At 68.5% G+C, this 22,338-nt stretch carries 17 protein-coding genes; 8 read left to right on the forward strand and 9 right to left on the reverse strand.

Annotated features, from left to right (window positions below):
- The first annotated feature begins 4 nt into the window (after positions 1-4).
- The 6 genes from IP91_RS07585 to IP91_RS07610 are packed head-to-tail and all read left to right on the forward strand — an operon-like array spanning position 5 to position 6,299.
- Positions 5-1,528, forward strand: a complete 1,524-nt coding sequence (locus IP91_RS07585) for a type II and III secretion system protein family protein (RefSeq protein WP_145648253.1) — start codon at positions 5-7, stop codon at positions 1,526-1,528.
- Entirely contained in the window at positions 1,525-1,785 is a 261-nt protein-coding gene (locus IP91_RS07590; RefSeq protein WP_145648256.1) for a hypothetical protein, read from the forward strand. The genes IP91_RS07585 and IP91_RS07590 overlap by 4 nt, the downstream gene beginning before the upstream one ends.
- Before the next feature lie 10 nt (positions 1,786-1,795).
- Complete coding sequence (locus IP91_RS07595; protein ID WP_145648258.1) at positions 1,796-2,980, forward strand: CpaE/TadZ family protein; 1,185 nt, start codon at positions 1,796-1,798, stop codon at positions 2,978-2,980.
- A gap of 32 nt (positions 2,981-3,012) precedes the next feature.
- Entirely contained in the window at positions 3,013-4,383 is a 1,371-nt protein-coding gene (locus tag IP91_RS07600; RefSeq protein ID WP_145648260.1) for a TadA family conjugal transfer-associated ATPase, read from the forward strand.
- Positions 4,380-5,354, forward strand: a complete 975-nt coding sequence (locus IP91_RS07605) for a type II secretion system F family protein (RefSeq protein ID WP_145648262.1) — start codon at positions 4,380-4,382, stop codon at positions 5,352-5,354. The genes IP91_RS07600 and IP91_RS07605 overlap by 4 nt, the downstream gene beginning before the upstream one ends.
- Positions 5,355-5,363: 9 nt before the next feature.
- Positions 5,364-6,299, forward strand: a complete 936-nt coding sequence (locus IP91_RS07610) for a type II secretion system F family protein (RefSeq protein ID WP_145648264.1) — start codon at positions 5,364-5,366, stop codon at positions 6,297-6,299.
- A gap of 12 nt (positions 6,300-6,311) precedes the next feature.
- Here IP91_RS07610 and IP91_RS07615 read toward each other — a convergent pair whose 3' ends face one another.
- From IP91_RS07615 to astA, 7 genes are all read right to left on the reverse strand, one after another.
- Positions 6,312-6,860, reverse strand: a complete 549-nt coding sequence (locus IP91_RS07615; RefSeq protein ID WP_145648266.1) for a glutathione peroxidase — start codon at positions 6,858-6,860, stop codon at positions 6,312-6,314.
- A 165-nt stretch (positions 6,861-7,025) separates the two neighbouring features.
- Positions 7,026-9,224, reverse strand: coding sequence for a prolyl oligopeptidase family serine peptidase (locus IP91_RS07620; protein WP_145648268.1), 2,199 nt, complete (start codon positions 9,222-9,224; stop codon positions 7,026-7,028).
- Positions 9,221-10,855: an alpha/beta hydrolase fold domain-containing protein gene (locus IP91_RS07625; protein WP_145648270.1), complete on the reverse strand. Its 1,635-nt coding sequence runs from the start codon at positions 10,853-10,855 to the stop codon at positions 9,221-9,223. Before IP91_RS07625 ends, IP91_RS07620 begins: the two co-directional genes overlap by 4 nt.
- A 26-nt stretch (positions 10,856-10,881) precedes the next feature.
- Positions 10,882-12,321 (reverse strand): amidase family protein, encoded by a 1,440-nt coding sequence (locus IP91_RS07630; protein ID WP_145648272.1) that lies wholly within the window; start codon positions 12,319-12,321, stop codon positions 10,882-10,884.
- Positions 12,305-13,813 carry an APC family permease gene (locus IP91_RS07635; RefSeq protein WP_145648274.1) on the reverse strand — a complete coding sequence of 503 codons (1,509 nt, stop codon included), beginning with the start codon at positions 13,811-13,813 and terminating at the stop codon, positions 12,305-12,307. The genes IP91_RS07630 and IP91_RS07635 overlap by 17 nt, the downstream gene beginning before the upstream one ends.
- On the reverse strand, positions 13,810-16,035 hold the full coding sequence (locus IP91_RS07640; RefSeq protein WP_145648276.1) for a TonB-dependent receptor: 2,226 nt from the start codon (positions 16,033-16,035) through the stop codon (positions 13,810-13,812). The genes IP91_RS07635 and IP91_RS07640 overlap by 4 nt, the downstream gene beginning before the upstream one ends.
- A 298-nt stretch (positions 16,036-16,333) precedes the next feature.
- A complete protein-coding gene (astA, locus tag IP91_RS07645) occupies positions 16,334-17,341 on the reverse strand; it encodes an arginine N-succinyltransferase (protein ID WP_229474078.1) in 1,008 nt (335 codons plus the stop codon).
- A 393-nt stretch (positions 17,342-17,734) separates the two neighbouring features.
- On the opposite strand from astA, the gene IP91_RS07650 reads away from it, so the two are divergent.
- Together IP91_RS07650 and IP91_RS07655 are read left to right on the forward strand one after the other, a co-directional pair.
- Positions 17,735-18,295, forward strand: coding sequence for an Lrp/AsnC family transcriptional regulator (locus tag IP91_RS07650; protein WP_145648280.1), 561 nt, complete (start codon positions 17,735-17,737; stop codon positions 18,293-18,295).
- 263 nt (positions 18,296-18,558) lie between these two features.
- Positions 18,559-20,304 (forward strand): methyl-accepting chemotaxis protein, encoded by a 1,746-nt coding sequence (locus IP91_RS07655; protein ID WP_145648282.1) that lies wholly within the window; start codon positions 18,559-18,561, stop codon positions 20,302-20,304.
- Positions 20,305-20,311: 7 nt separating this feature from the next.
- On the opposite strand, the gene IP91_RS07660 is transcribed toward IP91_RS07655, so the two are convergent.
- Together IP91_RS07660 and IP91_RS07665 are read right to left on the reverse strand one after the other, a co-directional pair.
- A complete protein-coding gene (locus tag IP91_RS07660) occupies positions 20,312-21,613 on the reverse strand; it encodes a sensor histidine kinase (RefSeq protein WP_145648284.1) in 1,302 nt (433 codons plus the stop codon).
- On the reverse strand, positions 21,606-22,331 hold the full coding sequence (locus IP91_RS07665; RefSeq protein WP_145648285.1) for a response regulator transcription factor: 726 nt from the start codon (positions 22,329-22,331) through the stop codon (positions 21,606-21,608). The genes IP91_RS07660 and IP91_RS07665 overlap by 8 nt, the downstream gene beginning before the upstream one ends.
- Positions 22,332-22,338 lie beyond the last annotated feature (7 nt).

Raw genomic sequence — 22,338 nt, forward strand, 5'->3', positions numbered from 1 at the left:
GACCATGACGCACGCTTACAATAAAACCCTGCTGGCCTGCGCACTGGCGCTGGCAGCGAACGCCAGCCTGGCGGCGAAAGCCGCGCCGGCCGCGCCCGTGATGACGGCGAAACCGGCCGCGGCGACGGACTGCATCGACCTGCTGGGCCGCGGCGAGACCGTGCAGCGCCTGGAACTGGTGCGCGGCAAGTCCATGCTGAAGCGCTTCTGCACGCCGGCTGCGCAGGTCACCGTCGGCGCGCCGGACATCGCCAACGTGGTGGTGCCGAATGCAACGGAAGTGGTCATCGTGGCGCGCAGCGTGGGCACGACCAACCTGATCGTGTCGACCCGCGACAAGCGCTCCACCGTGTTCGACATCGCCGTCACCATCGACACCGCGCCGCTGCGTACCCAGTTCGACGCGCTGTTCCCGGCCGAGAAGGACATCCATATCGGCAGCGCCGGCAATGCGCTGGTGCTGTCCGGCGTGGTCAGCGACGCGCCAACGGCGGCTTCCCTGATGGCCCTGGCGACGGCGTTCCAGGAAGCCGGCACGCAGGCGGCCGGCGCACCGGCTGCCGGCGCAGGTTCGCCGCCGGCCGGTGGCCTCACCCTCACGCTTACCCCGGCCGGTGCGGCGTCGGCAGCACCATCGGCATCGGCATCGGCGCCCAAGGTGCTGAACATGCTGCAGATCGCGGCGCCGCAGCAGGTGCTGCTGGAGGTGAAGATCGCCGAGGTATCCAAGTCGCTGGTGGACCAGCTGGGTGCCAGCCTCGGTTACTCGAAGACCAATGGCAGCTGGACGTACGGCATCCTCTCCAGCCTGCTGGCCGACACGGGCAACACGCTGGGCGCCGTGAAGAACGCCGCCACCGCGTCGGCCCGCCTGATGATCGACGGCGAGAAGCGCGACGGCCTCGTGAAAATCCTGGCCGAGCCGACCGTGATGGCCATCAGCGGCCAGGAGGCCAGCTTCCTCGCCGGCGGCAAGATCTTCATCCCCGTGGCCCAGAACAATTCCAGCGGCATACCCACCATCACGCTGGAAGAAAAGGAATACGGCGTGGCCGTGAAGTTCATGCCGACCGTGCTGGCGGGCGGGCGCATCAACCTGCGCGTGGCGCCGGAAGTCTCGGAGCTGAACCGCGAAGGCATCGGCCTCAGTACCTCGACGTCGAACGCCACCGCGATCCTGCCGGCGTTCACCACGCGCCGCGCCAGCACCACCGTGCAGCTGCAGGATGGGGAGAGCTTCGCCATCGGCGGCCTGATACGCAACAACGTGACCAGCAATATCAAGCGCTTCCCCTTCCTCGGCGACGTGCCGGTGCTGGGCACCCTGTTCCGCAGCAGCGACTTCCAGAACGACCGCTCGGAGCTCGTGTTCATCGTGACGCCGCACCTGGCCAAGCCGCTGCCGGCGCAGCCGCGCCTGCCGACGGACGACTACGTGCAGCCGACGCGCAACGAGTTCCTGCTGGGCGGACAGCAGGAAGGCAAGGCACGCCCCGACGCCGCCAAAGACGTGAAGGAAACCCCATGAAGCATCTCCACTCCGCCACCACGCTGGCACTGGCAATGAGCGTGGCCCTCGCCGGTTGCGCCGCGCCGGAACGCTCCGCCAACGGCCACACCGTGCGCGCCGTCATGGCCAGCCAGATCGTGCCGCCGCAGCCGCACGAGCCGGGCGGCACCGAAGCCGGGCCCGCCGTTGCCGGCTACGCCAACTACCAGCGCTCGTACGAGTCGCCCACGCCGCAGAATGGCAGCGCCATGGTCGGCTCCGGCTTCGGCAAGTAAGGAACCACCCATGAAAATTGCAGTCCTGTCGCGCGACGACCGCCACCTGATCGAGCTGGCCCGCCAGTTGCGTTCGCGCCCCGGCGCCGACGAGGTGGACATGATCGCCGGTACCCCCGAGCGCCTGACCACGCTGGCCGACGAGGCCGTGCCCGATGTGCTGGTGGTGGACCAGCCGCGCGCCGAAGAAGGTGACCTGGACCAGCTGGAACGGCTGGGCCACCTGTTCCCGCGCATGGCCTTCATCGTGCTGTCGAGCGACCTGTCCCAGGAATTCCTGCTGCGCGCCATGCGTGCCGGCGTGCGCGAAGTGCTGCCCGCTGCCCCGGCCCTGGCCGTGCTGGCACAGGCGCTGGACCGCATTGCCGAGAAGCTGGGCAACCAGGGCGGCGCCAACGGCCGGGTGCTGGCGTTCATTTCCTGCAAGGGCGGCAGCGGTTCCACGTTCCTGGCCACCAACCTGGCGTACGCGCTGTCGGCGGGCGGCAGCAAGCGCGTGGCGCTGATCGACATGAACCTGCAGTTCGGCGACGCCTCGCTGTTCGTCTCCGACGTCAAACCGCTGGCCACGCTGTCCGATGTCGCCACCCAGATCCACCGCCTCGACCCGTCGTTCCTGGCCTCGAGCATGGTCAGCGTGACGCCGAACTACAGCGTGCTGGCCGCGCCGTCCGATCCGGCCCATGCCAGCGACGTGAAGCCCGAACACATCGACGCGATCGTCAAGCTGGCGCGCCGTCAGTACGACTTCATCGTGCTGGACGTGGGCCGCAGCCTGGACCCCGTGAGCATCCGCGCGCTGGACCATGCGGACACCATCTATCCGGTGCTGCAGATGACGCTGCCGTACATCCGCGACGGCAAGCGCCTGCTGACCGTGTTCCGCAACCTGGACTACGGCAAGGACAAGGTCGAGCTGATCGTCAACCGCCACGACAAGAACAGCGACATCCGCCTGAAGGACCTGGAGGATGCGTTCGAGACGACGGCGCTGCGCACCATGCCGAACCACTACGATGCGGCGGCGAAGTCCGTCAACCAGGGCGTGCCGATCACGCGGCTGGCGCCGGACAGCCCGCTGTCGGCCGCGCTGGCCGACATGGCGCGCACGCTCACCGGCGAAACGGCCCCCCAGAAGGGTGCCGGCATGATGTCGCGGCTGTTCGGCCGCCGCGCCGCGGCGCCCGCGGCCTGATACGGGCAAGCCCGACCTAGCGAGACCCCACGATGAACATGCCCTCCTCCTCCCTGCGCGAACGCCTCGGCAGCGGCACGCCGCGCGCCACGGCCCAGCGCGGCCCGATCGACAACCGCGCCTATCACCAGCTCAAAAGCCGCATCCACGAGGCGCTGCTGGACCGCATCGACCTGGAAAGCATGCAGCGCCTGACGCCGGACCAGATCCGCCAGGAGCTGCGCCTGCTGGTGGAGCGCCTGCTCGAAGAAGAGATGGTCGTCATCAACGACGCCGAACGCAAGACGCTCACGCGCGACATCCAGAACGAGATGCTGGGCTTCGGCCCGCTGGAGCCGCTGCTGGAAGATCCGACCGTCTCCGACATCCTGGTCAACACGCACAAGCAGGTGTACGTGGAGCGGCGCGGCAAGCTGGAACTGACGGACGTGACCTTCACGGACGATGCCCACCTGATGAAGATCATCGACAAGATCGTCTCGCGCGTGGGCCGCCGCATCGACGAATCGAGCCCGATGGTCGATGCGCGCCTGCCGGACGGCTCGCGCGTCAACGCCATCATTCCGCCGCTGGCGATCGACGGTCCCGTGATGTCGATCCGCCGCTTCTCGGCCGATCCGCTGCGCCTGGCCGACCTGGTCTCCTACGGCAGCGTGACGGCCGACATGGCCGAAGTGCTGCAGGGCCTGGGCAAGGCAAAGGTCAACATCCTGATCTCGGGCGGCACGGGCAGCGGCAAGACCACGATGCTGAACGTGATCTCCGGCTTCATCAACCAGACCGAACGCATCGTGACGGTGGAAGATGCCGCCGAGCTGCAGCTGCAGCAGCCGCACGTGGTGCGCCTGGAAACGCGGCCCGCCAATATCGAGGGCAAGGGCGAAGTGAGCCAGCGCGCGCTGGTGCGCAATGCACTGCGGATGCGCCCGGACCGCATCATCCTGGGTGAAGTCCGTGGTGCCGAAGCGCTGGACATGCTGGGCGCCATGAACACGGGCCACGAAGGCTCGATGGCCACCATCCACGCCAACACGCCACGCGACGCGCTCACGCGCCTGGAAAACATGGTCAGCATGGCCGCCGGCAACCTGCCGCCGCGCGCCATGCGCCAGCAGATCAGCTCCGCCGTGGGCGTCGTCGTGCAGGTCTCGCGCCTCACCGACGGCAAGCGCAAGGTGCTGTCGATCTCGGAGGTGACGGGCATGGAAGGCGATGTCATCACGATGCAGGAAATCTTCTCGTACAAGCAGACCGGCGTGGCCGAAGACGGCACGGTGCTCGGCCACTTCAGCGCCAGCGGCGTGCGGCCCCGCTTTGCCGAACGCCTGCGCACCTTCGGCGTGCACCTGTCGCCGCAAGTGTTCGAGCCGAAGATCGAACACGGTCGGGAAATCGTGCGATGAACCTGACGTTCGTGCTGTTCGTCGCGCTGCTGTTCGCGGCCGTGATGCTGCTGGTCTGGGGCGTCTGGACCGGCTGGGCCGCGCACCGCGATCCGGAAGCGGAACGGGTGGCGCGCCGCCTGCGCAACATCATCGGGGGCGAGGTGCGCCAGTCCGACGTGACCATCGTCAAGGCCCGCCGCCTCAGCGACAGTCCCGAGATGGACGTGCTGCTGCGCCGCCTGCCGGGAACGCTCGTGCTGGACCGCATGCTGGTGCAGGCCGGCGCACGCTACCTGGTGGCGCGGCTGCTGGCCTACTGCGGCACCGGCTTCCTGGCCGGCCTGCTGGGCGGACTGTTCCTGGCGCTGCCCGGCATCGCCGTGGCGGCCCTGGGCCTGGCCGGTGCCGGCCTGCCGCTGCTGCAGCTGACGCGCGCGCGCGATGCCCGCCTGGCCCGCTTCGAGCGCCAGCTGCCGGAAGCGCTGGACATGATGAGCCGCGCGATGCGCGCCGGCCATGCCTTCCCCACCGCGCTGAAACTGGTCGGCGACGAGATGGACGCGCCGCTCGGCGAAGAGTTCAAGGCCGCCTTCGACGAGGTCAATTTCGGCATCGGCATGGGCGATGCGCTCAACAACCTGGCGGGACGCGTGCCCAGCATGGACCTGCAGTACTTCGTGGTGGCCGTGCTGATCCAGCGCGAGACGGGCGGCAACCTGACGGAGCTGCTGACCTCCATCAGCAGCATCATCCGCGACCGGCACCGCCTGCAGGGCCAGGTGCGCATCCTGTCCGCCGAGGGCCGCATGTCGGCATGGATCCTGTGCCTGCTGCCGTTCGGCGCCGGCCTGGCCATGTACCTCACGAGTCCCGACTCCATCCTCCTGCTCGTCACGGACCCGGGCGGCCGCAAGATGGTCGGCGCGTGCGCCGTCATGATGCTGATCGGCGTTTTCTCGATCCGCAAGATCGTGCGCATCCGCGTCTAGGATTCTCCAATGAACCCCATGCAAATCGTTATCCTGGCCGGCCTGTTCGTCGTGATCTTCTGTGTCGTCGCGCTGGCGATGCTGCTGCTCACCCGCGACCCCGTCAAGGGCCGCCTGTCCGCCCTGGACGAACGCGAGACGGCCGCGCCCCGCGGCGAGGACTGGCTGGCGCGCCTGTCGCAGCTGGCCGCGCCATTGGCCAAGCTGTCGGTGCCGGCGGACGGCTGGGAGAACTCGCCCGTGCGCCGCCGCTTCATCAATGCGGGCTGGCGGGCGCCATCGACGCCGGGCCTGTTCCATGCGGGGAAAACCGCCCTCACCGTCGGCCTGCCGCTGATCGCCTGGCTGGTGCTGCGCGCGGATCCGCAGCGCGACAGCAGCATCATGCTGTTCTGGCTGGTCATTGCCGCCGCCGTGGGGTACTACCTGCCCGACCTGGTCCTGAAGCGCCGCATCGCGCTGCGCCAGCGCGAGATCTTCGAGTCGTTCCCCGATGCGCTGGACCTGATGACCGTGTGCGTGGAAGCAGGCCTGGCGATGGATGCGGCGCTGTCCCGCGTGGGCGCCGAAATCGGCCTGAAGAGCCCGGTGCTGGCCGACGAACTGCAGCTCGTCACCCTGGAACTGCGCGCCGGCAGCGCGAAGGACAAGGCACTGCGCAACCTGGCGCTGCGCACCGGCGTGGAGGACGTGGATGCACTGGCGAAGATGCTGATCCAGGCGGACCGCTTCGGCACCAGCGTGGGCGTGGCGCTGCGCGTGCAGTCGGAACAGCTGCGCACGCGCCGCCGCCAGATGGTGGAAGAACAGGCGGCCAAGATCGCGACGAAGCTGCTGTTCCCGCTGATCTTCTTCATTTTCCCCAGCCTGCTGCTGGTGCTGCTGGGACCGGCGATCCTGCAGATCATGAAGGCGATCACGCCGATGATGGGGGCCGCCGGCTGACGGCCCGGCAGCTCAGCCCAGCGCCGCCTCGATCGCGGCGACGAGCGCCTGGTCGTCCGGCAGCACATCCGGTGCGAAACGCGCGATGACCTTGCCGTCGCGGCCCACCACGAACTTCTCGAAGTTCCACATCACGTCCGTCGCCGCCTTCGGCTGCAGGCCATGCTCCTTCAGCTTGGCGAGCAGCTGGCCGCCGGCCGCCGGCTGTGCGGCCGGCTGTTCGGCGATCAGCTCCTCGTACAGCGGATGGCGGCTGTTGCCGTTGACGGGGATCTTCTCGAACATGGGGAAGCGCACGCCGTAGTTGCGCTGGCAGAAATCGTGGATCTCTTCCGACGTGCCCGGTTCCTGCGCGCCGAAGTCGTTGCTGGGAAAGCCCAGCACGACAAGGCCGCGCTCCTCGTATTTGCCGAACAGGGCTTCGAGCCCCGTGTACTGCGGCGTCAGGCCGCATTGCGATGCCACGTTCACCACCAGCAGCACCTTGCCCCGGTACTCGCCCAGCGTGGCCGCCCCGCCTTCCAGCCGCCGCAGCGGAATGTCGTACAGATGTTGGCTCATGATCGTCCCGCAAGAAGTTGGACCACCACTTTACCCCAACGCGCCACCGGCCGTCGTCCCGCCGACAGTCGAGCTCGTGTCCATGTCAGGGTCTGACCCCAGGGTGGACACGAACTCGACCGCGGTGAGTCAGCATCGACACTCACCGCGCAGTGACCTCCTGTTTCAGGCGGGCCGTTGCGGCACGTCGCCCCACTTGCGGTCGGCTGCCCAGATGGCGAACGCGCCGTAGGTGGCATGCTGGGCGCGCACCGCCGTGGCGCCCGGATCGCCCATGTGGCCCGCGTACAGCAGCGTTTTCGACAGGATCGGGTTGCCCGCCGTGGTCAGCGTGCGGGCCTTTGCCGCGAACTTGAGCGGCTCCCAGAACGCCACGCGGTCGTCCGCCACGCTGCCCTGCGCCAGCAGCGCGGGATAGGCCGCCTTGCGCAGGTTGTCGTACGGCGAATAGGTGGCCATGTAGGCGTGGTCTTCCGGCACGCGCGGGTCGCCCCAGAACGGGAACGAGGTGGTGCCCAGCGGGTGGATGTCGAAGTGCTCGATGGTGCTCAGCACGTCCACGAACGGTACCTGGGCGATCACGCCGGCCCACAGGTCCGGGCGCATCGTGTAGATCGCGCCCATCAGCAGGCCGCCGGCCGAATAGCCGTGCGCGACGATGCGGCCCTTGCGGGTATAGCGCTGCGCGACCAGGTGTTCGGCGCAGGCGATGAAGTCGGTGAAGGTCTTCTTCTTGCCCTGCTTCAGGACCGAGCGCCACCAGTCGGTGCCCCGTTCCGCGCCGCCGCGCACGTGGGCGATGGTGTGGATCCAGCCCTGGTCCACCAGCGCGATCGCGAACGGGGAGAACTCAGCTTCGGACGTGGCGCCGTAGGAACCGTAGCCGTACTGGAACAGCGGCGCGCTGCCGTCGAGTTTCTGGCCCTTGCGCATCAGCACCGTGATGGGGACCAGGGCGCCATCTTCCGCCTTCGCGACCAGGCGGCGCACTTCATAGCGCTCGCGGTCGAAGGCTTTCGATGCGGCCGGTTTGCCCACCCGCGCGTACTGCGCGGTGGCCAGGGTCAGTACGCAAGGCGCGTTCGGCGAACGGGGCGACTGGTAGCTGAAGGCCAGCGTGGGCGACTGCCAGCCCTGGCCCGGCGGCACGCTCAGCGCATAGGCCGCTTCGTCGAAACCGATCTCGCGCTCCTTGCCGTCCGGTGACATTACCACCAGACGCGGCAGCGCATCGCGCCATTCCTCGCGCACCAGATAGCCGGCGAACGGGTGGATGGCGGCGATGAAGCGGCCCGGCTGGTGCGCCACGAACGGCTGCCAGGCGGCGCGGCCGATGGCCTGGGGCGTGGCCGTCTTCAGCTGGTAGTCGGTGGCGCCATCGGCATTCGTCAGGATCAGCAGCTTGCCGTTCCACTCCTCCACGTCGTAATGCAGCTTGTCGGTGCGCGCTTCGACCAGCACGGGGGCGGCGGTCGGCTCGCTCATCGGTACCAGCCGCACTTCGGCCATGTCGCCGTTCGAGATGCGGATCACCACGTAGCCGCCGGCCGCCGTGGTGCGCAGGCCGATGAAGAACGCCGGGTCCTTTTCCTCGTAGATCAGCGTGCTGCCCGGCTTGCCGACCTCGCGGCGGTGCACGGAATCCGGCCGGCCCTTGTCGCTGCGGCCGACCCAGTACAGGTAACGGCCATCGGGCGAGAACGTGATCTCGCCATGCGTGTCGTCGATGTCGTCCACCAGCAGCTTGCCGCTGGCGATGTCGCGCACATAGATGGAAAAGATGCCGGAGCCGGCCTGGTCCGCCGTCCAGCCCACCAGCCGGCCGTCCTGGCTGCGCTGCGGCCCGTTCCAGTGCAGCTTGTAGAACTTCTTGCCCTGCGCTTCCTTGCCCACATCGAGCAGCACCTGCTCGGCGCCGCCACCTGCCGGCTTGCGCGCATAGACCGGGTGATCGCTGCCGGCACGCGTGTGCTCGTAATACAGCCAGTCGCCGGCACGCACCTCGACAGGGGCACCGGCGATGCCTTCCAGCGTTGCCATGCGTGCGCTCAGCACGTTCTGCAGCGGCCCGGTGGGCGCCAGCATGGCGTTCGTGTAGTCGTTCTCCAGTTTCACGACGGCCTTCACCGGCGCATCCAGCGCGTCCGGTGCGCGCAGCACGGCGTGCCAGTCCTGCGGCTGGAACCAGGCGTAATCGTCCATGCGGTGGTAACCGAGCGCGCCCACATCCTTCGGCACGCGGGCGTGCTGCGGCGGCACCGGCCAGCGCGACCGGCTGACCGCGGCAAATGCCGGTATCGCAGGCAGCAGCGTACTCGCGGCCAGGCCGGTGGCGGAAAGGAGGAACTTGCGGCGGTCGGTCATGCGGCATCCTTGGAACGGGGGTTATGGAAAAGCGTGGTGCGCAGCCAGGCGGCACCATCGTCGATGGCATCACTGGCCACCTGCGAGACGGCCATCGCCTCGATGAAGCTGTGCGGCGCGCCAGCATACACTTCCAGCTTCACGGCGTTGCCGGCGGCCAGCAGGCAGCCGGCCATCGTCATGCTCTGTTCCGTCACTACGTCGCATTCGCCGACGATGAGGAAGACGGGCGGCAGGCCGTGCAGCGGCGCCAGCACGCTGTTCAGGTACGGATCGTTGCGGTCGGCCGTGCTGCCGACGTAGACGTTCCAGAATTCGTCCACCTCGTCCGCCGTGAGCATGTCCTGCGGCGTGCCGTAGCGCTGGCGGGAGGCGGGCGAACAATACGGCGAGAATGCCCCGTAGATGCTGAGCACGGCCTTGACGGCAGCGCCCTCGCCCGCGTCGCGCAGCTTCAGCACGGTGCCCATCGACAGGCTGCCGCCGGCCGAATCGCCGCCCAGCGCCAGGCGGTCCACATCGACACCGAACGCGCCGCCATGCTGGCGCAGCCAGCGCACCACGCCGACGACCTGGTTCAATGCGACCGGATAACGGGCCTCCGGCGCCAGCGCATAATCGACGCCGATCACGACCATGCCGCTGCGTGCCGCGAACTCGCGCATCAGGCGGTCATGCGTGTCGAGGCCGAACAGGGCCCAGCCGCCGCCATGCATGTAGACTAGTGCCGGCTTCGTTTCGCCCTCAGCAGTCCCCGGATCGTAGAAGCGCAGGCGCACCGGTCCCGCAGCGGTGTCGGCGACCCGTTCGACGGTGCTGGCCATGACCGGACCGCCCTCCTGCCATGGCAGGCGCGATTGTTCGGCGACGATGCGGCGTTCCGGCCAGCCGAGCGTGCGGCCGGCCGTCAGTGCACGTCCGCGGTCCCGCACGTCGTCGATGAAACGCATGATGTGCGGATCCAGCGCTGCCGGCGCGGGCACCGCGGGTGGCGCCACGATGGGCGCGGGCCGGTCGGCAAAGCGGCGCATCCAGTCGGCCAGCACCTCGGCGCTTCCCGCCTGGGCACCGGCCTGCAGGCCGCGGACGATGTCGGCAAACACGTCGTCGCGCTCGTCCTGGCCCAGCTTGAAACGGGCGCTGCTGCCGACGATGCGGGCATCGAAGCCCACCACGCCGCGCGACAGGTTCTGGTAGCGCGCGCCCATGTCCTCGACATGCCAGGCGTTCGGGCGGCCGTCCTCCATCTGGCCGGCCAGGCGGCGCAGCAGCGCATCGGCGTCTTCCGGCGTGTCGCAGATATCGACTTCGACATCGAAGCGGGCCGTCGTGTAATTCCAGGTGGGCGCCTGCGTGCGGTCGGCAAACCACGATGGCGAGATATAACCCTGCGGGCCGATCAGCAGCACGGTGGCGTGCGGCGACTGCGCCAGCTGCTCCCATTGGGGATTGCTGCGGCCGAAGTGGCCCAGCAGCCGCTGCGGCTGGCCGGCCTCGTCGCATTCGAGCTGGATCGGCAGCACGGTGGCCTGCAGGGCGTCGGCCGGGCCGGACACGATCCAGGCCAGTGGCTGGGCAAGGACCAGGTCGGCGAGATCCTGGGGACTGCGGGGAGAAAACTTGTCGGTCATTGCTTGGGGAGGGAATCGGTTGAAAATCACGCGGCCTGCGGTGGCGTGGCCACGGAGACGGACGGCCAGCGCGCCTGCCACGGCAGCGCCACTTCCAGCTCGTAGGCCAGCGCCAGCAGCAGGTCTTCCTGGCCGCGGTCGGCGGCGAACTGGCTGCCCACCGGCAGGCCGTCGGGGCTGCTGAACAGGGGCAGCGAAATGGCCGGCGTGCCGCCCAGGTTCTGCAGCGGCGTGTAGGCGATCCACTCGAACATGGTCGTCATCAGGGTGTCGGCAGGGATCGACGGCGCATAGGTGCCCAGCAGGGGCGGCGGCGTCGCGGCGACGGGCGAGAGCACCACGTCGTAGTCGGCAAAGAAGGCGGACAATTGCACCGGCAGGCCGGCCAGCTGCCGGAACGCCGCTTCCAGCGCGGTGGTCGGCAGCGTCTCGGCACGGCGGCCCAGCGCCAGCGTCCACGGTTCCAGCAGGTCTTCCAGCCGGCGCCCGCCGCTGGCGGCCCGCACCGCGTCCACGCAGTCGGCACCCAGGTGCGTCCACAGGTCCTCGAACGACTGCAGGAAGGCGCCGCCGTCGATCGGCCACTGCGCCGCTTCCACGTGGTGGCCCAGCGCGGCGCACAGGTCGGCCGTGCGGCGGATCGTGGACGCCACGTCGGCGTGCGGCGCGGCGCCGCGCAGGCCGTTCTCGATGACGGCGATGCGCAGCCGCCGCGTCGAGGGGCCCCTCACCATCGGCCGGTCCGGCTGCAGGTGCGTGGCCGCGAACGCCCACGCCGTATCGCGCACGCTGCGCGACATCAGGCTGTCGCCCACCAGCAGGTCTTCCACGTTGTGGCGGGACCGCACGCGCACGGTCGCATCGCGGCCCGGCTTCAGGCCGACGATGCCGCAGCAGGATGCCGGCAGCCGGATCGAGCCGCCGCCATCGCTCCCCTGCGCGAACGGCACCAGGCCGGCTGCCACCGCGGCACCGGCGCCCCCGCTGGAACCGCCGGGTGAATGGGCCAGCGACCAGGGATTGCGCGGGATCGGGCCGGCCAGCGGTTCGGTGGACCCGAGCAGGCCGAATTCCGGCATCGACGTCTTGCCGACGGCGACCAGGCCGGCCGCATCGAGCCGCGCGGTAAACGGATAGCCGCCATGGGCCAGCGCGCCGGTGCGGCTGCGCGAGCAGGAACGCGTCGGCATGCCGGGATAGTCCAGCGAATCCTTTGGCATCCAGGGCACGCCGCGCATCGGACTGTCCTGGCTCGGACCTTGATCCCTGGCCAGTTGCGCAGCCCGCGAGCGCGCCAGCTCCGGCGCGAAGTGGCTGGTGGCGCGCAGCGCCGGATCGAGCGCTTCGATGCGCAGCAGCGCCGCTTCCGCCAGGTCGGCAACGGCCAGCTCGCCCTGGCGCACCAGGGCGGCCTGGTCATGGGCATCCAGCCGCCCGAGCGCGAAAGCGTCAGTGAGATTGAGCATACTTCGGTGGTTCCTTCTGGTTCAGGGATGAGAGCAGCGCGCGGGCCCGCGGCTTGCCATAGAACTGGTAGATCGAGACGCCGATCAGCGCATAGGCGCCCAGCAGGCCCACGGCCAGCCAGTCGCCGCGGCGCGCCTGGTCGAGGATGTCCAGCGCCACCGGCAGCGTCATGACGAAGCTGGTGACGATGGCGGCGACCGGCACGTAGCCGATCCACATGCCGCGGATCGTCACGCCGCCGAACGGCACGCGGAACTTGCGTTCCAGATCCGGATGCGTGTTGCGCATGTGGATCAGGCTGACGGCCACCATCGCGAACATGAACGCCACGCCGAACGAGATCAGGTCGGACATCACGGAGATCGGCAGCAGCGCCGCGCTGACGGCGGCGATCCCGGCCAGCAGCAGGTTGCCGTAGCAAAGGCTGTTGCGGGTCCTGTGCACGGCGCAGAACACGGGCGGCAGGTAGCCGTCGCGCGCCATCGCATAGCAGATGCGCGAGTGGCCGAACGCATTGGCCAGCAGTACCGAGGCGAGGCCCGCGAGCGCGCCGATCTTGATTACCAGCGCGATGGCCGGATAGCCGATGCGGTCCACCGCGATGGCGATCGGATCGGGCACGCCCAGTTCGCGGAACGGCACCAGGCCGGTCAGCACGAAGCCGCTCAGCACATACAGCGTCGTGCAGACGACCAGCGAACCGAGGATCCCGATCGGCACGTCGCGCTGCGGCTTGCGGGTTTCCGCCGCCGCGGTGGACACCGTCTCGAAACCCAGGAAGGCAAAGAACAGCAGCGACGCGCCACGCGCCACGCCTTCCCAGCCATACACGAAGCCGCCCTCGTTGGGCGGCACGAACGGCGTCCAGTTGGCGGGATTGACGGCACCGGCGCCGACGACGATGAAGCTCACCAGCACGCCCACCTTCACCACCACCAGCAGCGTGTTGACGAGCGAATAGCGCGACATGCCCAGCGCGGCGATGCCGCCGGCGCACAGCACGGCCAGCGCCGCGACGAGATTGAAGCCCGCGCCGAGCGACAGCACGTGTTTGCCATCGACGATCACGGAATGGATCAGTGGCGTGGACAGCGCGGCCGGGAAGTGGAGGCCGAAATCGGCCAGCATGCTGCCCAGGTAACCGGCAAAGCCCACCGCCAGCAGCGAGGCGGCCACGCTGTATTCGAGGAACAGCAGCCAGCCCAGCGACCAGGCCGGCCCGCCGCCCAGCGCGCGGCGGCAGTAAGAGTATGCGGAACCGGATTCCGGCATGCTGGACGCCAGCTCGGCATAGCACAGCGCCACCAGCAGGCAGGCCGCGCCGGCGATGGCGAACGACACCGTCACGGCCGGTCCGGCAAAGCGCGCCGCCGCCGTGCCGGTCATCACGTAGACACCGGCACCTAGGATGTTGGCGATGCCGAGCACCAGCAGCCCGCCCCAGCCGAGACTCGGGCGCAGGCTGCCGGTGGAAGCTGCAGCTTCGCTCATAACTGCCAGTGCAGGCGCACGCCCGCGGTACGGGGACGGATGATGAACTCCTGGTTGCCCAGGTTGGCGTCGCTGCCGTAGGTGAACGTCACGCCGCGCTTGTCGGCGATATTGTTGACGAACAGGCTCAGCTCCAGGTTATCGAACCACATCGCATAGCGGGCATCGAACTGGGCGAAGCCGTTGATGCGCTGGCCCGTGCCCTGAAGGTTGGCCGGCGCATCCGACAGGTAGCGGCCGCTGACGGTGGCCGTCGGGCTGTACTTGCCGTCGAATTTATAGGTCGCCGTGGTCGACAGCTGGTGCTTCGACGAGCCGGGCAGCTGCTGGCCCTTGTGCAGCGGCACGGCCGCTTCCAGCAGGTCTTCCGTCAGCTTCGCGTCCAGGAAGGTGTAGTTCAGGCCTACGTCCAGCTGGTCGGTGGCGCGGAAGTTGCCGGAGAATTCCAGTCCGCGCAGGCGGGCCCGGCCCGCATTGGTGCCGTAGCTCAGGTCGTCCGGGCGGTACAGGCGCACCTGCAGGTCGCTCCAGTCGATATTGAACACGTCCACGTCGAACGTGAGGCGGCGGTTGAACAGCGAGGACTTCACGCCGATCTCGTAGTTGCGCAGCGAATCGCTGCCCCAGCCGGTGGGCGTGTCGAAGCCGGCCAGCGGCAGCAGGATGTTGGCGCCGCCGAAGCGGAAGCCTTCCGAAGCCAGCGCGTACACCATCGTCTGCGCGTTCGGCTTGTAGCTCAGCGAGATCTTCGGCGAGAAGCCGCTCTCCTGCTGGTAGCCGTCCGGCAGCAGCACGCCGCCCGGGTACAGCACGCCGTCGCGCGCACCGTCGGTGCTCAGGCGCGTGTCGTAGCGGCGGCCGCCGGCCGTGAGCTTCCAGCCATCGCCGAAGTTGACGGACGCCTCGCCGAACAGGCCCTTGTCGGTGCCGTACGTGCCGCCGTAGCCCCAGTAGTAATAGTCGCCGCGCAGCTGCTCGGCCGGCACCTGCGGGGCCAGCACGGCGTTGGCGCCCTGTGCCGACAGGTCTTCGTCGAAGCGCTTGTCGGTCTTCTGGTAGGACACGCCCACCAGCCACTCGAAGCGGCCGCCATCCGGCGAGGCCAGGCGCACTTCATAGTTCTTGTTCTTGCTGGTGCCCAGCTGGCGGAACAGCTGCGGGTCGCTGGTGCCCATGAAGCCGCCGTAGTACGGCGTGAAGTCGTCGTGCAGTTCCTGCGATTTCTTGTTGTACGAGGCGATGGCCGTCAGCTTCGCCGCGCCGAAGTCGCGCTCCAGGCGCGCGCTGTGCAGCGAGAAGTCCTGCTCGAAGCTGGTCGGCAGCGTGGTCGAGCGGGCCAGTTCGCCGTAGCGCGTCATGCGGTACGAACTGTCGTCGGCAAAGGAGCTTTGACGCAGGCTCATCCAGCTCAGCTTGGTCAGCGCATCCGGCGTCCACACCAGCGACACGCGGCCATCGGTCACGCGGTTGTCGTTGCTGCCCTTCCTGCCGATGCCGATGTTGTCCAGGTAGCCGGGCATTTCGCGCTTGACCATCACGACGCGGGCGGCGAGCTTGTCCTGGATGAGCGGCACGTTCAGCATGGCCTTGGCCGAAAACCCCAGCTCGCCGGCGTGGGCCGTCTTGCTGAACACGGTTTCGAACGCGGCATCGAGACCGCTGGTATCGGCTTCCTTGGCGATGTAGTTGATGGCGCCGCCCAGCGAGGACGAGCCGTACAGCGAACCCTGCGGGCCGCGCAGCACTTCCACGCGGCTCACGTCGAACGTGTCGATGTCGGGGATCGAGATCGTGTAGCCCACTTCGGAGAGCGGAATTTCGTTGATGTAGTAGCCGGTGGTGCCCTGCCCCTGGTCCAGGCCGGCCGTGGTGCCCACGCCGCGGATGACGGCCGTGGAATTGCCGTTCGGCCCCGCGTTGAACACCACGCCGGGCAGCTTGCCCAGGTAGTCGGCAAACGATTCGGCACCGATCTTCGTCAGCGCCTCGCCGCTCACGGCGCTGGCGCCACCGGGCGTGTTGGCGACCGTCTGGCCGCGCTTGCCGACGACGACCACGGCCTGGGCCTTCGGCGCGGCGCCATCGGCCGCAACGGGTTCGACAGCGGCCGCGCCATCCGGTTGTACGGTGCCGGTTTGCGCGTGGGCAGCGCCGGCAAACGCGCCCAGCAGGGCCAACGACATGGCGCTGCGGCGCAGCAGGATTGAGGATCTTGGTTTCATTCTGGGCAACTCTCCGTAGCGGTGGGGCAGCGTGATGTGAATGGGCCCGCAGGGGTCAACCGGCTGTCGCCGGCGGGTCGTTCCACCCGGGCACTGCTCAACTGTAGGGGCAAAGCGCCAGCCGGTCCACCGGACGCCCCGCCGCAGCTGCCTCGCTAAGTCACTGACTTGCCTGGATTTTTTCCGGTGTTGCACAAGATTTGCTTCCGCGCGGGCCGTCAAACGCAAATTTTGCGCGCGGAGGCGCCGAAATAAGCAGTTCCTGCACCACGGTGCAGCCGAGCCCCGGAATGGACCATCAGGCGTTTTCCAGCACCCGAATGGTGCAGCCGGTCTCCACTGCCAGCGCGCGCCGCGCCGCTTCCGGCAACCCGGCCTTGCCCCCGCCAACGTCGACCGCGCACAGCGCCACGCGGAAATCGGTCATCGAACCGTTGCACACCAGCGCCGGCGCGCCGGGACTGGCATCCCGCGCTGCCGGATCGACCGTTGCCAGCACGCTCTCGCGCGTGGCACGCAGGTCGCGCACCTGCGCCTGCAGGACCGGACCGCCATCGAAGATATCGATGTAGGTGCCCGCGGCCAGGCCTTCCTGTTCCAGCAGGCGGCGCGCCGGCGCCGTGGCGACATGCGTGGTGCCGATCGCCGCGCGCGCCGCTTCGCTCAGGAAGCCTGTGTAGATCGGATAACGGGGCATCAGCTCGGCGATGTAGCTCTTGCGGCCCGGCTGGCAGAGGTCGTCCGCCCGGTCGAAGTCCATGGCGAAGAACTGGCGGCCCAGGCTTTCCCAGAACGGCGAGCGGCCCGCGGCATCCTGGAAGCCGCGCATCTCGGCAAACACCGGCTGGGTGAACAACTGCGGGAACTGGGCGATGAACAGGAAGCGGCTCTTTGACAGCAGCCGGCCGTTGCGGCCGTGCCGGTAGTCGGGATGGAGGAACAGCGAACACAGTTCGGCGCAGCCGGTGAGATCGTGCGTGAGGTACAGCACCTCATGCCGGGCATACACGCCCACCGACGGTGCCGAGTGCACCAGCGCGCCGAGGCGGAAGCTGTAGAACGGCTCGTCCATGCCGACGGCTGCCTTGATGGCCGCGATACCGGCCACGCGGCCGTGTGCCAGGTCCTCGAGCACGAACACGTAATCGCGCGCGGTGGACGGCAGCGCACCGGCGAACGAAGCCTCCGCAATGGCGAGGCGTTCGGCCAGCGCCGCCCGGTCGGCCTTCAGCGTCGTCATGCCCGGTCCGGCCGCGAGGGCCAGCGCATGCACGGCATCGAGGTCCGCGGCGCGGGCAGCCCGCACGACTAGCACAGCCGCCTGCCATGACAGGCCAAGCGGCGTCGGACGAGAGCGGTCTCCATGGGAACTCCTGCAGAGGTGGCGATCCACTACTGTAGAGTGAGCGGAAAGCGCCGTCCAGCCGGCACGCTGCTGGTGTCGAAGCGCCAAGCTGCTGATTCCATTGAAGAATTTGATGGGCGCACAACATTCCGGCAGCCCGGACGGGCAACAACCGCAGAAGCCACGTGTAAGTCCGGGCAAATTCGCAGTTCCTGCACTCGTCCGTGGCGCTAGAATCGGTCTTCCGCCATGTCTGGACGCTTTGACATGACCGGTACAGTTCTTGCATAAAACAAAGTGAGGTTGCCGTTCTACCACGCACGTGGAGGCGCCTTTTAACCAGGAGCTCGCTGCATGACACAGAAAGACATCGATCGCATCGATCGCAAGATTATGGATCTGCTCCAGCAGGATGCCCGCATCACCAACCAGGCCCTGGCGGACCGCGTGGCGCTGTCGCCCAGCGCCTGCCTGCGCCGCGTGCGCGATCTGGAGGAACGGGGCTTCATCACCGGCTACCGTGCGCAGATCGCCGTGGACCGGATGCGCAATGTACTGATCGTGATGGCCCAGGTCTCGTTCGAGCGCCACACGCTGAACGACTTCTGCGCGTTCGACGACTGCGTGGCGGCGATGCCGGAGATCGTGGAATCCTGCCGCGTGAGCGGCCTGTACGACTATATGCTGCGCGCCGTCGTCGACGACATGCAGGAATGGAAGCGCCTGATGCTGGTGCTGCTCGATGGCGGCTTCGGCGTCGAGAAGATCGTTTCGCATTTCCTGATGGACGAGATGAAGTCCTTCTGCGGCTACCAGCTGATGCCGACGGCGGAGACGGCGGCGCGGAAGGCGCCCCGGGCCGGCGAACCGGCGGCGGCCCATGTGCCCCGCACGCAAACGGCCGGCGCACGCTGACACGCCGTGCCCGGTTCCCGGCGCCCCGCCGGGAACGCCGTTCGAAACATCTGCCGGGGCAAATCCGCCACACCCGCGCCGCCGGAATGCATGACGAGCATTTGTCCTACACAATCTTCATTTCCTTAGCGCAACTTCAGTAGTATGATCGCCATCTTCGGCCGGCGCGCATGCGTGTCGGCCGCGCGGTCCTCGGTCCGCGCTCTCCGATTCGCGACACGACCGGCACCGGCATTCGCCGCCTGCCTTCTACAGGAAAAACCATGAGGTTCAAGGACATGAAGATCGGCACGCGCCTGGCCATCGGCTTCGGCGCCGTGTTTGCACTGATGATCGGGCTGACGACGCTGGCCACGGGCCGCGTCTCGAGCATCGACCGCATGCTGACCACCATCAGCGACGTCAATGGCGTGAAGCAGCGCCATGCCATCAACTTCCGCGGCAGCGTGCATGACCGCTCGATCGCCGCGCGCGACATCGTGCTGGCACCGGACGATGCGGCGCTGCAGGCCGAGCTGGCGAAGGTCGCCACGCTGTCGGCCGCCTATGCGAAGTCGGCCGGCCCGATGGACGCCATCTTCGCCCAGGCCGGCGACGTGAAGCCGGAAGAGCGTGCCGCCCTCGCCGCCATCAAGGAGAACGAAAACCGCACCGTGGCGCTGCTCGACCGGATCATCGCCCTGCGCAAGGCGGGCGATATCGCCGGTGCCACCACGGTGCTGCAGGCGCAGGCCGCGCCGGCCTTCCTCGGCTGGCTGGCCTCCATCAACGTGATGATCGACCTGGAAGAAAAGATGAGCCAGGAACAGGCGGCCGGGGCACGTTCGGTGGCCGGCAGCTTCCTCGTGTTCATGGTGGTGCTGTGCGCGGCCGCGATCGCGGTCGGCATGTTCGCCGCGTGGCGCATCAGCCGCGCTCTGCTGAAGGAACTGGGCGGCGAACCGGCCTACGCGGTCGGCATCGTCGGCAGCATCGCCGCCGGCAACCTCGCCGTTGCCATCGACACGCGGCCGGGCGACACCACCAGCCTGCTGCATGCGATGCGCGTGATGCGCGACAGCCTCGTCGACATCATCGCCCAGGTGCGCAGCGGCAGCCAGACGATCGCCCAGGCGTCCGCGGAAATCGCGGCCGGCAACCTGGACCTGTCGGGCCGCACCGAGCAGCAGGCCGGCACGCTGGAGGAGACCGCCGCGTCGATGGAACAGCTGACCTCGGCCGTGAAGCAGAACTCCGAGCACGCCCGCCAGGCCAACCAGATGGCGCTGTCGGCGTCCGAGGTGGCCGTCAAGGGCGGCGCCATCGTCGAGCGCGTGGTCGACACGATGGCCTCGATCAACGACTCGTCGAAGAAGATCGTCGACATCATCGGCGTCATCGACGGCATCGCGTTCCAGACCAATATCCTGGCGCTGAACGCGGCCGTCGAGGCGGCCCGTGCGGGCGAACAGGGCCGCGGCTTTGCCGTGGTGGCCAGCGAAGTGCGCAGCCTGGCGCAGCGCTCGGCCACGGCTGCCAAGGAAATCAAGACGCTGATCGGCGACTCGGTGGACAAGGTGGAAGCCGGCGCCAAGCTGGTCGACGATGCGGGCGAGACGATGCAGGAGATCGTCAGCAGCGTGCGCCGCGTGACGGACATCATGAGCGAGATCTCCGCGGCCAGCCACGAGCAGACGGCCGGCATCGAACAGGTCAACCAGGCGATCGGCACGATGGATGCCGTCACCCAGCAGAACGCGGCGCTCGTCGAACAGGCCGCCGCCGCCGCGGACGCGCTGGAACACCAGGCGGGGCACCTGGCCGGCATCGTCAGCGTGTTCAGGATCGATGGTGGCGCGCAGGCGGCGCTGCCGGTGCCGAAGCAGCAGGTATTCGCCAAGGCACCGGCGCGTATTGCCCTGCCGGCCTCTCGGCGTCCCGCAGTCCCGCCGGCGGCGAAAGCAAGTGCTGCCAAGGCCCCGGTGAAGCAGAAAGCGCTGGCGTCGAACGAGGAGTGGGAAGAGTTCTGACAGGCCGTCAGTCCGGCGCGGGGAACTGCATCTCCACCAGCGTGCCCCGCGCCGGGTCGGACGCGATGGCCAGCGTCCAGCCGAAGCGCTCGCAGACGCGGCGCGTGAGGAACAGCCCGAGACCCTGCCCGCCGCCCAGCCGCGTCGAGCCGCGCAGCGCCTGCGTGTAGCGCCGTGCCGCGGCCACCGTGTCGAAGCCGCTGCCGCTGTCCTGGATCGCCAGGCGGCGATCCGCCAGCGTCACGGCGATCGTCCCCCGAAAGCTGTTCTCCGCCGCGTTGCGCAGCAGGTTGCCCACCACGATGCGCACCAGCGCTTCCGGGCACGCCAGGCTCAGCGGATCGAGCCGCCCCACGACGAAGCGAACCTCCTTCCTTTCCAGCAGATGCTGGTGGTCTTCGACCAGCACGGTGACGAGGGTGTCGAGCCGCGTGGTTTCCGTCAGCACGCGGCCATCCGGTTCGCGCGACAGGTACAGCAGCGCGGACATGATCTCGGCCAGGTTATCGGCCGCGTTCGCGATGCGGGACAGGGGCGCTTCCGCCGCTGCCGGCAGCGGATGCAGCCGCAACACATCCACCGCGCCGGCGATCACGGCGACCGGCGTGCGGAATTCGTGGCTGGCCTGGTCCAGCAGGGTGCGTTCCCGCTCGATGAAGCGCTCCACGCGGTCCAGGTGGCGGTTGGCGCCGACGGCGATGTCGTGCAGCTCGACCAGCGTGAAATCGGTGCGCAGGCGCTGGGCCGGCTGCGCGGGATCCAGTTCGTCCATGCGCTGCGCCAGCAGGCGGATCGGCCCGCGCATGCTGCGGTACAGCCACAGCAGCGAGCCGCCGATCATCGCGGCGCTCACCAGCGCGACCAGCACGCTGGCCAGCGAAATACGGTTCTGGTAGTCCTCCAGGTCCGTGATGTCGATCGCCATGACCACGCGCGCCGTACCATCGCGCGTCACCAGCACCGCGTGACTGCGCTCCCTTTCATGGGGGTCGGTCTGCTCCTCGTCGTAGTAGCCGGGTGCCAGCGTGGCGAAGAATGCCGGCATGTCGGCCGGCACGGCGCTCTCCTCGATGCGCCAGCCGCGCAACGGGCCGCTGGCCGGCAGCGACGCCGCCCGCCCCCCGGCCAGGTAGCGGGCCGTGGCCGACTGCAGCAGGTCGCGCCACATGGGGTGCACGATCATCTGCTGGCTCAGCGTGCCCTGGATCGTCAACCCAAGCATGAGCACGACCATGAACAGCGCGAACAGCGCGCCGATCTTGCGCTGCAGGCTATAGGTGCGCCACAAGGAGCTGGTGGAGTCAGTCATCGTCGGCATCCTGCGCACTGGCATCGTCCCCCACGGCCAGCCGGTAGCCGCTGCCGGTCACGGTGTGCAGCAGCTTGCGGGGCGCGACGCCATCGACGGCCTTGCGCAGCGTGTGCATGTGGGAGCGCAGCACGTCCTTGTCCGGCACGTCGTCCTGCCAGATCAGCGCTTCCAGCTCCTCGCGCCGCACCACGCCGGGCGAGCGGCGCATCAGCAGTTCCAGCAGCTTGCGGCGCACCGGCGTCATGGCCAGCGCCCTGCCGGCCCGCGTGACTGCCAGCGTGGCGAGGTCGAAGCGCAGGTCGTCCACGACCAGCACCTGGGCCGGCGCCACCGCACCGCGGGCGCGCTGCACCAGGACACGCAGGCGGATCTCCAGCTCGGCCAGCGCCACGGGCTTGACGATATAGTCGTCCGCCCCCGCCATGAAGCCGGCGATCTTGTGCTCCACCTGGTCCTTCGCCGTGATGAAGATGACGGGAATCGTCGACTGCCATTCGCCGCGCAGCCGCGCCAGCATGGCCATGCCGTCCATGCGCGGCATCATCCAGTCCAGCACGATGGCGTCGTAGCGGTGCAGCGCCAGCAGGCCGAGGCCCGCTTCGCCATCGGGCGCCGCATCGGGCACGTGGCCGCAGGCTTCCAGGTAGTCGTAGATATTGGCTGCCAGCGCGGCATTGTCCTCGATGATCAGGATGCTGAGCGGTTGCTGGAGCATGGCCTGG

Source organism: Pseudoduganella lurida, assembly GCF_007830455.1.
Taxonomy (GTDB): Bacteria; Pseudomonadota; Gammaproteobacteria; order Burkholderiales; family Burkholderiaceae_D; genus Rugamonas; species Rugamonas lurida.